At 68.2% G+C, this 12,633-nt stretch carries 8 protein-coding genes; 6 read left to right on the top strand and 2 right to left on the bottom strand.

Going from position 1 to position 12,633, the window contains the following annotated elements:
• The first annotated feature begins 149 nt into the window (after positions 1–149).
• Both FHW78_RS11160 and zapE read left to right on the top strand, forming a co-directional pair.
• On the top strand, positions 150–812 hold the full coding sequence (locus tag FHW78_RS11160; protein ID WP_183640186.1) for an alpha/beta fold hydrolase: 663 nt from the start codon (positions 150–152) through the stop codon (positions 810–812).
• Positions 812–1,957, top strand: a complete 1,146-nt coding sequence (gene zapE, locus FHW78_RS11155; RefSeq protein ID WP_183640184.1) for a cell division protein ZapE — start codon at positions 812–814, stop codon at positions 1,955–1,957. The genes FHW78_RS11160 and zapE overlap by 1 nt, the downstream gene beginning before the upstream one ends.
• A gap of 19 nt (positions 1,958–1,976) precedes the next feature.
• Here the strand turns inward: zapE and FHW78_RS11150 are convergent, their stop codons facing one another.
• Entirely contained in the window at positions 1,977–2,867 is an 891-nt protein-coding gene (locus FHW78_RS11150; protein ID WP_183640181.1) for a BPSS1780 family membrane protein, read from the bottom strand.
• Positions 2,868–2,889: 22 nt separating this feature from the next.
• Entirely contained in the window at positions 2,890–3,615 is a 726-nt protein-coding gene (locus FHW78_RS11145; protein ID WP_183641354.1) for a glutamine amidotransferase, read from the bottom strand.
• Between the two features lie 84 nt (positions 3,616–3,699).
• On the opposite strand from FHW78_RS11145, the gene glyQ reads away from it, so the two are divergent.
• The 4 genes from glyQ (at position 3,700) to FHW78_RS11125 (ending at position 12,606) form a co-directional block, all read left to right on the top strand.
• Positions 3,700–4,614, top strand: a complete 915-nt coding sequence (glyQ, locus tag FHW78_RS11140; RefSeq protein ID WP_183640179.1) for a glycine--tRNA ligase subunit alpha — start codon at positions 3,700–3,702, stop codon at positions 4,612–4,614.
• Between the two features lie 112 nt (positions 4,615–4,726).
• The gene (gene glyS, locus FHW78_RS11135; RefSeq protein ID WP_183640176.1) at positions 4,727–6,802 is read left to right on the top strand and encodes a glycine--tRNA ligase subunit beta; all 2,076 of its coding nucleotides are present in this window, start codon (positions 4,727–4,729) and stop codon (positions 6,800–6,802) included.
• A gap of 219 nt (positions 6,803–7,021) precedes the next feature.
• Complete coding sequence (locus FHW78_RS11130) at positions 7,022–8,806, top strand: autotransporter assembly complex family protein (protein ID WP_183640174.1); 1,785 nt, start codon at positions 7,022–7,024, stop codon at positions 8,804–8,806.
• Positions 8,803–12,606, top strand: coding sequence for a translocation/assembly module TamB domain-containing protein (locus FHW78_RS11125; protein WP_343205556.1), 3,804 nt, complete (start codon positions 8,803–8,805; stop codon positions 12,604–12,606). Before FHW78_RS11130 ends, FHW78_RS11125 begins: the two co-directional genes overlap by 4 nt.
• Positions 12,607–12,633 lie beyond the last annotated feature (27 nt).

Genomic DNA, 12,633 nt, shown 5'->3' with positions numbered 1-12,633 from the left:
TCCCGGCAAAACCGGGCATCGCGGGCGGGAGGGACCAGCGATTGTGCGCCGCAACAATGACGACCGCAAGACGGAATCATCGAACGCAGCGTCGCACGCGCGCCCGCATGCGGACCGGCGCGGACGGGGCGAAGCCTTATCATGTAGCCATGTCGACACCCGATTTCCCCCGCCAGACCGCCAATCTCGAACTGCCCGGCCCGGTCGGTCCGCTGGAGGTCGCCGTCGAGTGGCCGGACGACGACGTCACCGCGCTGCCGCTGACCGCGATCGTCTGCCATCCGCTGCCCACCGAGGGCGGCACCATGCACAACAAGGTGGTGGTGATGACCGCTCGCAGCCTGCGCGAGCTGGGCGCGGTGACGGTGCGTTTCAACTTCCGCGGCACCGGCGGCTCGGCCGGCAACTTCGACCATGGCGATGGCGAGTCCGAGGATCTGCAGGCGGTGGTCGAATGGGTGCGCGCGCATCGACCGGGGACGCGGCTGTGGCTGGCCGGTTTCAGCTTTGGCGCGTATGTCTCGCTGCGCAGCGCGGAAGCGCTCAAGCCCGACGCGCTGATTTCGATCGCGCCACCGGCGGGCCGCTGGGATTTCGCCGCCATCGAACCACCGTCCTGTCCGTGGCTGGTGATCCAGGGCGAGCAGGACGAGATCGTCGAGCCGCAAGCGGTCTACGACTGGATCGACAAGCTCCGGAATCCGCCGGAGCTGATCCGCATGCCCGAGACCAGCCATTTCTTCCACCGCAAGCTGATGGACCTGCGCGGGGCGATCAAGCACGCGATGAAGGCCTGGCTGCCGGAGGCGTGATGGCGGACGGCGATACCCCGGTGCCCCCGACGCCGTCGCAGGCCTATGCGCGCGGCGTCGCCGAAGGCCGCTGGCGCGACGATCCGGCGCAGTACGACGCGTTGCGCGAACTGGATCGGATCCACCTGGCCCTGCTCGAAGATGCGCAGGATGGCTGGCTGGATCGCCTGTCCTCGTTCTGGAAGAAACCCGAGCCGGTGCGCGGCCTGTACCTGTGGGGCGGCGTCGGCCGCGGCAAGACCTTCCTGATCGACCTGTTCTACGACGGCCTGCCGCTGGAACCGTTCCATCCGGATTCGGCGCGCGCGGAAGGCGGCAAGTACCGCACCCACTTCCACCGCTTCATGCGCGGCGTGCACGAACGCCTGCGCGAACACGCCGGGCAGAGCGACCCGCTGGCGAAGATCGCGCAGGAATGGCGGGATCGCCTGCGCGTGCTGGTGCTGGACGAGTTCTTCGTCACCGACATCGGCGACGCGATGCTGCTGGGACGCCTGCTGGAACGCCTGATCGCCGAGGGCGTGACCCTGGTGACCAGTTCCAACACCGCACCCGCGAATCTCTACAAGGATGGCCTGCAGCGCGACAGCTTCCTGCCGGCAATCGCCCTCCTGCAGAAGTACTGCGTGGAAGTGCATGCCATCGGCGCGGAGGACTATCGCCTGCGCGCGCTGACCCGCTCGCCGGTCTACCGCGCCCCGCTGGACGCGCAGTCGGATGCCTGGCTGTGCGAACGCTGGAAGGAACTGAGCGCCGGCAGCGCGACCCGCGACGGCAACATCGTCATCGACGATCGCCGGATTCCGGTGCGCGGGCGCGGCAAGGGCATCGTCTGGTTCGACTTCGCCGCGATCTGCGAAGGCCCGCGCGGCACCACCGACTACATCGAGGTGGCGCGCGAGTTCCACACCGTGCTGCTGGGCGGGATCCCGCGCTTTGATCGGCTCAACGAGGACGCCGCGCGCCGTTTCGTCAACCTGATCGACGAACTCTACGACCGCCAGGTCAACCTGGTCTGCACCGCCGACGCCGTGCCGACCGATCTATATACGGGCGAGCGCCTGCAGGGTGCGTTCGAGCGCACCGCCTCGCGCCTGATCGAAATGCAGAGCGCCGAATACCTGGGAACCGGGCACCGCGCCTGATGGCGCGGTCTACCCGGAATCAGACTTCGATGTGCGTGGTGGCGGGGGCCGTGGAGGGTGCGGCCGAACCCGCCGTGGTCATCATCTGCCGCCACGCCGTGTACATGGCACCAGCCAGCACCGGGGTCAGCACCGCCAGCAGCACCAGTTGCCACAGCAACGCGGCGATGATCGGACCCGCCACCAACTGGAGTATCACCAGCAACAGCATCGAACCGAAAGTGATCGCGAAAATCGCGATGCCGGCCAGCAGGTAGAACACCAGCATCGCGGTCCAGTTGTGCACGCAGGCACGCAGGCTGTTGCGCATCGCCGTGATGGCATCGGCGCGGGTGAACAGGATCTGCGGTGCGGCGATGAACGTCATCCACTTGATGCCCACGAAAGTGATCGCGACCAGCAGCAGCCACAGCAGTAGGCGACCGGCCGGCAGGTCCTTCACCAGTGACGGATCCGGCTGACCGCCCTCGGCGGCGACGGTCTGCATCTGCACCCACACCTCGCCCAGGTGCTTGAGCTGATCCGGGCCGATCATCGCCAGCAACAGCAGGCCGAGCGCGAACGAGGCGAGCAATTGCGGCAACAGGGTGATCAACAGCGCCAGACCATGCCCGTCGCGGATGGGTTGCAGGAGGTGGGCGGGCTGGGCCGGGCGGCCCTGGTCCACTTCCCGCGCCGCCCAGATCATCGCGCCGAAGAACAACGGACCGGCGAGGATCAACAGGAACTGCGCGGCGTACAGCAACACGGTCAGGCCGGTCGCGCCCGCCAGCGCCATCAGCACCGTGGAGCCCAGGCCCCACAGGATCGCGAGGGTGCCCAGTGCGACCGGCGCCCGGCGCAGCAGCGCGAATCCACCCAGCAGCCATTCCGCGCCGGCGCTGGCCGGCACCTTGTTGATCGTGCTCATCGGTAATCCGTGGAAGGGAAGCTCAGCGGGCGTGCAGCCCGCGCGCGTGCGCGACGAAGCGCCGCAATAGTTTGCGGGCTTGCGGCGCCGCCGTCACGCCGCGGGCGATGCTGCCGGGGCAGCGGCCCTCGTTGCGCAGGTGTTCGGCGCGCGCGTGGACGTAGCCGCGCATGTGGTGGGTGGCGAATTCGGGGTGGAACTGCACGCCCCAGGCCCGGTCCCGCCAGCGAAAGGCATGACATTGGTCCTGCTCGGAGCGGGCCAGCACGGTGGCGCCGTCCGGCGCCCGCAGCACCGTCTGAACATGGGTCGCGTGGGCGGCGAAGCTGGCCGGCAGCCCGGCGAACAGCGGATCGGCGTCGGCGTGCGGATGCAGATCGATGGTCACCGTGCCGGACTCGCGCCCGGCCGGGTTGTAGGCGACCTCGCCGCCCAGCGCGTGCGCCAGCAGCTGGTGGCCGTAGCAGATCCCCAGCACCGGCACGCCTTCGTGGGCGGCCTCGCGCAGCCAGTCGGCGCTGCGCTCGCTCCATTCGGCGCGGTCGGTGACCATCGCCGCCGAGCCACTGACGATGACCCCGGCGAAACCCTCGCGGCGCGGCAGCGCATCGCCACGCTCGACGTTGCTCACCACCGCCTCGTCCGCCTCCAGTCCGGCCGCCACCCGGATCCAGTGCGGAAAGCCGCCATAGCGTCGCATCGACGGCACCGGCTGGCCGGTTTCGACGATGAGGAAAGGCGCTTTCAGGGGAACGTCCACGGCGGGCAAACGAAGGTGGGGCGGGGGTTCCCCCGTATACTAGCCCGCTTTTCCGCAGTGCACGATAAGCCGATGGCCGCCACTTCAACCCCCGCCGTCACCTTCCAGGGCCTCATCCAGACCCTGAACCAGTACTGGGCCGCGCAGGGCTGCGTGCTGATCCAGCCGCTGGACCTGGAGGTCGGCGCCGGCACCTTCCATCCCGCCACTTTCCTGCGCGCGCTCGGCCCGGAGCCGTGGAACGCCGCCTACGTGCAGCCCAGCCGCCGTCCCACCGACGGCCGCTACGGCGAGAACCCCAACCGCCTGCAGCGTTACTACCAGTACCAGGTGGTGATGAAGCCCAATCCGGACAACATCCAGGAGTTGTACCTGGAGTCGCTGAAGGCGCTGGGCATCGACCCGCGCGTGCACGATCTGCGCTTCGTCGAGGACAACTGGGAGTCGCCGACCCTCGGCGCCTGGGGTCTGGGCTGGGAAGTCTGGCTCAATGGCATGGAGGTCACCCAGTTCACCTACTTCCAGCAGGCCGGCGGCCTGGAATGCCGGCCGGTGCTGGGCGAGATCACCTACGGCCTGGAGCGGTTGTGCATGTACCTGCAGAACTGCGACAACGTGTACGACCTGGTGTGGACCGAGGGACCGCAGGGCATCGTCACCTACGGCGACGTCTACCACCAGAACGAAGTCGAGCAGAGCACCTACAACTTCGAGTACGCCGACGTCGCCGAGCTGTTCCACCGCTTCGACGCCTGCGAGGCCGAGGCGATGAAGCTGGTCGAGGCGGGCCTGCCGCTGCCGGCCTACGAACAGGTCTGCAAGGCCTCGCACAGCTTCAACCTGCTGGACGCCCGCCGCGCGATCTCGGTGACCGAACGCCAGCGCTACATCCTGCGCGTGCGCAAGCTGGCCCAGGCGGTCGCCGAGGCCTACCACGCGCAACGCGAGAAACTGGGCTTTCCCGGACTGAAAAACCGGACTCCATGACACACGTCCTTCCCCGCCCGCGGGGGAAGGTGCCCGAAGGGCGGATGGGGGCAAGCCCCGTGCCCTACCCACCGCTTCGAAGCGGGACAGGCAAGACACCAGGTTGCACAACATGAGCGAACAAAAATCCCTGCTGATCGAACTCGGTACCGAGGAACTGCCGGTCAAGGCGCTGCCCGGACTGGCGCAGGCCTTCTTCGACGGCGTGCTCGGCGCGCTGGAAAAGCGCGGCATCGACTTCCAGCGCGGCGACGCCAAGCCGCTGTACACGCCGCGCCGCCTGGCCGTGCTGCTGCCGGGCGTGGCGGTGGAGCAGCCGGAACAGAAATCGGAAGTGCTGGGGCCGTATCTCAACATCGCGCTGGACGCCAACGGCGAACCCACCAAGGCGCTGCAGGGCTTCGCCGCCAAGGCCGGGCTCGACTGGACCCAACTGGAACGCACCACCGACGGCAAGGGCGAGCGCTTCGTCCATCGCGCGATCAAGCCGGGCGTGAAGACCGCCGGCCTGCTGCCGGACATCGTGCGCGAAGCCATCGCCGCCATGCCCATTCCCAAGCCGATGCGCTGGAGCGATCACGACTACGCCTTCGCCCGCCCGGTGCACTGGCTGGTGCTGCTGCTCGGGGGCGACGTGGTCGACGCCGAAGTGCTGGGCGTGAAGGCCGACCGCATGAGCCGCGGCCACCGCTTCGAGCATGACAAGCCGGTCTGGATCGGCCAGCCGGGCGACTTCGTGGACGCGCTGCGCGCGGCGCGGGTGCTGGTCGACGCCGGCGAGCGCCGCCAGCGCATCGTCGCCGAGGTGGAAGCGGCGGCGCACCAGGCCGGTGGCGTGGCCCGCGTCACCGACGACAACCTGGAACAGGTGGTCTGCCTGACCGAATGGCCGACCGCGGTGCTGTGCAGCTTCGAACCGGCGTTCCTGGCGGTGCCGCAGGAAGCGCTGATCGAAACCATGGAGATCAACCAGAAGTTCTTCCCGGTGCTCGGCGAGACCGGCAAGCTGACCGAACACTTCATCGGCATCGCCAACATCGAATCGCGCAATCCCGCCGAAGTCCGCAAGGGCTACGAACGCGTGATCCGTCCGCGCTTCTCCGATGCCAGGTTCTTCTTCGACGAGGATCTCAGGCAGGGCCTGGCGTCGATGGGCGAGGGCCTGAAGACGGTCACCTACCAGGCCAAGCTGGGCAGCGTGGCGGACAAGGCCGCGCGCGTGGCGGCGCTGGCCGAGGCGATTGCCCCGCAGGTGGGCGCCGATCCGGCCGAAGCGCGTCGCGCCGCCGGACTGTGCAAGAACGATCTGCAGTCGCGCATGGTCAACGAATTCCCGGAACTGCAGGGCATCGCCGGCCGCCACTATGCGCTGGCGGCGGGTGAACCGAAGGAGATCGCGCTGGCGATCGACGAGGCCTACCAGCCGCGCTTCGCCGGCGACGACATCGCGCTCTCGCCGCTGGGCAAGGTGCTGGCCATCGCCGAGCGCCTGGACACCCTGGCCGGCGGTTTCGCCGCGGGCCTGAAGCCGACCGGCAACAAGGACCCGTTCGCCCTGCGGCGCAATGCGCTGGGCCTGGCGCGCACGGTGATCGAATCCGGCTTCAATCTTGATCTGCCCAGACTGCTCACCCATGCCAACCAGGCATTGGCCGCGCGCGGCGTGCAGGCCGACACATCCGAACTCTATGACTTCATCCTCGATCGCCTGCGCGGCTACTACGCCGACAAGGGCGTGCCGGCCGCGCACTTCAACGCGGTCGCCGAACTGAAGCCTGCCTCGCTGTACGACTTCGACACCCGCCTGGATGCGATCGGCACCTTCGCCAGCCTGCCGGAAGCCGAAGCGCTGGCCGCCGCCAACAAGCGCATCAACAACATCCTGAAGAAGGCCGACATCGCGATTCCGGCGATGGAGGATCGCGCGCTGTTGAAGGAGCCGGCGGAAAGCGCGCTGGCCGAAGCGGTGGAGGCCGCGCTGGGCGACACCGACGACGCCCTGCACCATCACGACTACGTCAGCGTGCTGAACCGGCTGGCGCGCCTGCGTCCGCAGGTGGACGCATTCTTCGACAACGTGATGGTCAATGCGGACGATCCGGCCATCCGCGCCAATCGCCTGGCCCTGCTCAAGCGCCTGGCCGATCGTTTCCGCGCGGTCGCCGCGATCGAACATCTCTCGGTCTGATCCGACGGCCTCCCCGCGCCCGCGGGGAGGCCTGGCATCGCCGCCATGCACGGGCGGCCCTCGATGCAACCGCCGGTGGCGAAGCTTCCCTGATCCACGGCCATCGCCCTTCGCGACGGGCTCCATCATTCAGCATCGGCCCGGACCATGCATCGAGGTCCGAACGAGCCCCTCATGTTCCTTTAACCCGAAAATCCCTTCGCCGGTTATCCTGCCCGCATGCGACGAATCGTCCCCCTCGCCACCCTGATCGCCTTGCTTGCCGCCAGTGGCTCCGCCTGGGCCGCGGCCACCATCGACAAGGTCCGCATCGAAGGGGTCGAGGACGAGGCGATGGTCGAGAACATCAACGTCGCCCTGTCGCTGAACGACACGATCGGCAAGCGCCTGGGCGAATCGCGGCTGGAGTACCTGCTGAACGAAGCCGTGGCGCAGACGCGCGAGGCGCTGGAACCCTTCGGCTACTACTCGCCCGACATCCAGGTGCAGGCCAACCGTACCGGCGATGGAGAAAACGAACGGGTCGAGGTGGTCATCCGCGTATCCAAGGGCGAGCCGGTGCGGGTCCGGCGTTCGAGCCTGAGCATCGACGGCGAAGGCGGCGACGATCGCTACCTGAAGGAGGATCTGGCCGCGTTCGCGCCGCGCACGGGCGAGATTTTCGATCACACCACCTACGAAGCCAGCAAGCTCAAGATCGTGCGGCGCCTGGCCGATCGCGGCTACTTCGACGCCGACTTCACCCAGCGCCGGGTGGAAGTCACCCGCGCCGAGCATGCGGCCGACATCGACCTGGCCTGGGTCAGCGGCATCCGCTACGACATGGGGCCCACCACCTTCCACCAGAGCAAGTTCGAACCCGGACTGCTGGACAAGCTGGTGTACTGGGAGGAAGGCAGCTATTTCCACCAGGGCAAGCTGGATCGCCTGCGCGAGTCGCTGGTGGGGCTCGACTACTTCAGCAACATCGATATCCAGGCCAATCCGGACAAGGCGGAAAACGGCCGCGTGCCGATCGACGTCAACCTCAGCCTGGCCAAGCGCACCATCTACACCGCCGGCGTGAGCTATGGTTCGGAGAGCGGCGCCGGTATCCGCATGGGCGTGGATCGGCGCTACCTCAACTCGCGCGGACACAAGCTGTCCACCCAGCTGGACTACGCGCAGAACCGCAAGACCCTGCTCACCCAGTACCGCATTCCCGCCTTCAAGTGGCTGGACGGCTGGTACACCCTCGCGGTGCAGGCCAGCGACGAGCAGACCGACTACATCGATCTGCGCCACATCGAATTCATCGGTAGCCGCAGCGGCCAGATCAACGAGGACTGGACCGCCGTCGCCTCGATCCACGCGCTGCGCGAGCGCTGGGCGTATTACGAGGACGAGGACGGCAACGATCTTGAATCGCCGGAATACCGCTACGCCACGTTCACCTATCCCTCGCTGCAGGCCGATTACCTCAACGCGCCGGTGGGTTCCAACCGCCCCGACCGTCTGGCCGGCTCGGTCCTGCTGCGCGGCGGCGTGGAAGGCGCCGGCTCCGATGCCAGCTTCCTGCAGGCGCACATCCGCGCGCGCTGGTCGCGCGAGTTCGGCCGCAACAGCGCGCTGATTTTCCGTGGCGAGTATGGCCACACTTTCACCAGCAGCCTGGTCGGGATGCCGCCCTCGCTGCGCTTCTTCGCCGGTGGCGACCGCAGCATCCGCGGCTATGCCTGGCGCGAAGTCGGCCCGCGCATCGGCAAGTACGCGCTGGGCGCCAAGAACGTGGTCACCGCCAGCGCCGAGTACGAGTACTACCCCGGCGGCGGTCCGTGGGGCGGCGCGGTGTTCGTCGATACCGGCAGCGCCTTCGACGGCGGCATGCCGGACCTGAGCACCGGCGTGGGCGTCGGCTTCCGCTGGCGTTCGCCGATCGGCCCGGTGCGGCTGGATCTGGCGCACGGCCTGAACGACCCGGATTCGCAATTCCAGATCTACCTCAACATCGGAACCGACCTGTGAGCCGGCCCGCCGACGACATCACCCCGGAAGAGCGCGAAGCCCGCATCGCCGAACTGCGGGCGCGACGCCGGGCGCGCATGCGCGTGCTCGCCATCCGCAGCGCGATCGGCACCGGCGTGCTGGTCCTGCTGCTGTGCTTCGGCCTGTACTGGTTGCTGCAGACCGTGGCCGGCCGCGATGTGCTGCTGGCGCAGGTGGTGGCACGGCTGCCGGCCAACTCCTCGCTGACCTGGAAGAAGGTCGAAGGTCCGCTGGCCGGACCGCTGACCCTGCACGGTGTCGACTTCCGCTGGGACAAGATCCATTTCACCGCCGAGCGCGTGTACCTGGATCCGGATCTGCGTCCGCTGCTGGGCAAGCGCCTGCGGCTGGACGCGCTGGAGATCCGCAATGCGACCCTGGACGTGCCGGAAAGCGACGAACCGTTCGAACTGCCACGCTGGCCCGAATCGCTGCCGCAGATCCAGATGCCGCTGGCGATCCAGGCCGACACCCTGGTCATCGACGGGTTCAGGATTTCCCAGGCCGGCGAACCGGTGATCGACATCCGTCGCGGGCGTGGCGGCATCGATATCGGCAACGGCTACTTCACCGCCGAGAAGCTCGCGCTCGACACCGACCGCGGCCGCTTCAACGCGAACGGCAGCTATGCACCGGGCAAGGGCTACCGCACCGACCTGATCGCGACCGGCGTGTTCCCCGCACCGGCCGGCAAGGCCCCGGCTCGATTGGGCCTGGTCGCGCGCGGCGACATCAACAAGATGGAGATGGCGCTCGCCGGCAACGCACCCGCGCCGGTGCGGGTGCTGCTCACCCTGCAGGGCGCCGAGAATCCGACCTGGCATTTCACCGGCAAGACCGATCTGCTGGATCTGGCGTCGTTGGCCGTCACCGAGGACAGCCTGCCGCTCGCCTTCGATCTGAAGGCCGATGGCGCGGGCGGCAAGGCAACACTGCAGGGCCGCGTGGTCCAGGATCAGACCACGCTGGTGATCGATCCCTCGCAGGTGGCCATCGCCGACGAGGTACTGACGGTGGAACCGCTGGTCGTGCGCGCGTTCGAAGGCATCACCACCCTGCGCGGGCGCGCCGACTTCAAGGATCCGGCCAATCCGCAATTCCGGTTCGCGGTCAACGCGCGCGGCCTGCGCTGGGGCGACAGCGCCGAGACCGCCATCGGCGCCAACGCCGATCTGGGCGTGGCCGGCCAACTGGAGAATTGGGCGGCGGTCGGCAAGGCCGGCTTCACCCGCGCCGGCGAGAAGGCGCAGGTCGAATTCGATGCGGCCGGCAACGGCGAGCGCGCCACGGTGAAGACGCTGCGCGCGAAGATGCCGACCGGCCAATTGGATGCCGATGGCGAAGTGGCGTGGACGCCGGTCCTGAAGTGGGACATGAAAGCGAAGCTGGCCGGCTTCGATCCCGGCTATTTCCTGGCCGACTGGGACGGCAACCTGTCCGGTGAATTCAGCAGCCAGGGCCAGGCGCGCGAGGCCGGCGGCTTCGACGCCACCCTGGATCTGCCCAAACTGGCGGGCCGGCTGCGTGGGCGGCCGCTGGATGCGCGTGGCAAGTTCGCGCTGCACGGCGAGGACGGCGAGGGCCAGTTGGCGATGACGCTGGGCGGCAGCCGCGTGCAGGCCAAGGGCAAGGTCGGCGATCGGCTCGCGATGGATGCTTCGCTGTCGCCGCTGCACCTGGCCGATCTGCTGCCCACCGGCAGCGGTACCCTGCAGGGCACGGTCAAGCTGACCGGCGCGCGCACGGCGCCGGACATCGAGGCCGATCTGTCCGGCAACCAGCTGCGCTGGAACGACTGGAGCGCCGATACCGTCAGCCTGCGCGGACGTCTGCCCTGGCGCAGCGGCAACGGCGAACTGGCGGTGCGCGCGAACGCGGTGAACGTCGGCATGGTGCTGGACGAGCTGCGCCTGGATGCGCGCGGCGCGGTGGAGGACCTGCGGGTGGACGCCGATGCCCGCAATCCGATGGGCGCGATCGCCCTGACGGGCAGCGCGCAGCGGCGCGGCGAAAACTGGCAGGGCGGACTGGATGCCTTGCGCATCGCTCCGTCCAAGGGCAGCGCATGGCAGTTGCAGCAGCCGGCCCGGTTCGCCCAGCGCGGCGCCAACTGGACGCTGGGCAGTACCTGCCTGGTTTCGAACGACGGTGGCGCGCTGTGCGCCGAGGCCGACTGGCCGCGCCAGGGATTGAGCCTGCATTCGGATTCGCTGCCGCTCACGCTGGTGCATCCGTGGCTGCCGCAGAACAGCGGCCGCCCGCTGGTCCTGCGCGGCAACCTGGCCCTCGACGCCAGCCTGCGGCCACGCGGCAACGCCTGGGAAGGCAAGGTCCACCTGGCTTCGCTGGAAGGCGGCATGAAGCTGGGCAACAACGCGCGCGGCGAGCTGATCAGCTACGACAACTTCACCTTCGACGCCGACTTCAACCCGCAGCGCATCCAGGCGCGGCTGGGCAGCGGCTTCAAGGGCAACGGTTACGTCGACGCGACCGTCAACACCGGCTGGGACGAGTTCTCGCCGCTGCGTGGCGATCTGTATTTCCACAACTCGCGGCTGTTCTGGCTGGAACTGTTCTCGCCGGACCTGGTACGCCCGCGCGGCAAGCTGGCCGGCCACATCGGCCTGGCCGGCACCCGTGGCCGCCCGGCGCTCACCGGCGAAGCGGATTTGACCGAGTTCACCGGCGAACTGCCCGCGCTGGGCATCACCCTCACCGACGGCACCGCCCGCCTGGTCGCGCTGGCCGACGGCAGCGCGCGCATCGACGGCAGCGTGAAGTCCGGCGAAGGCGTGCTGCGGGTCGACGGCAGCCTGGGCTGGAACAACGACACCACGCCGCTGCAATTCAACGTGCGTGGCGACAACGTGCTGGTGTCCGACACCACCGATCTGCGCGCCATCGCCTCGCCCGATATCCAGGTCGGCTTCGCCGACAACACCATCCAGGTACGCGGTGACGTCACCGTGCCGTCGGCAAGCATCGACGTCGAAAAACTCGACGATGGCGTTTCCGCATCCGAGGACGTGGTGGTGCTGGATCCGGCGGATCCGGAACGCACGCCGAGTTCGCGGCTGGATCTGGATCTGGGCATCACCCTCGGCGACAAGGTCGCGCTGAAGGGCTACGGGCTGGAAGGCACGCTGGGCGGCAACATGCGGGTGCGCTCGCGCCTGGGCCGCGAGATGGTCGCGACGGGCCGGCTGGACGTGGACGGACGCTACGAGGCCTACGGACAGAAACTGCAGATCACCCGCGGCGAGCTGACCTGGAGCAACAATGCGGTGAGTGATCCGCGCATCAACATCCGCGCCCAGCGCGAGGTGATCAGCGCGGGTGTCACCGCCGGTATCGACGTCACCGGCCGCGCCAGCCAACCGCGTGCGAAGGTGTGGTCGGATCCGGCCAGCTCCGAATCCGAGGCACTGTCTTACCTGGTGCTGGGTCGCTCGCTCAACAGCGCCAGCAGCGACGAAAGCCAGCGCATCAACGCCGCCTCCTCGGCGCTGTCGGCGGGCGCCGGCCTGCTGGCCTCGCAGCTGGGCGCCAAGATTGGCCTGGACGACGCCGGCGTGCTGGAATCGCGCACGCTGGGCGGTTCGGTGTTCGGCGTCGGCAAGTACCTTTCGCCGCGGCTGTATGTCAGCTACGGCGTTTCGATGGTCGGCTCGGGTTCCGCGGTGACGCTGAAGTACCTGCTGCGCAAGGGCTTCGATATCGAAATCGAGTCCAGCACGATCGAGAGCCGTGGCTCGATCAACTGGCGCAAGGAAAAATAGAACGGGTTCATCCACTTCGCTGGAAAG

The organism is Pseudoxanthomonas sp. OG2, from assembly GCF_014192765.1.
Classification (GTDB): Bacteria; Pseudomonadota; Gammaproteobacteria; order Xanthomonadales; family Xanthomonadaceae; genus Pseudoxanthomonas_A; species Pseudoxanthomonas_A beigongshangi.
This window is presented reverse-complemented; position numbering and strand designations above follow the sequence as displayed.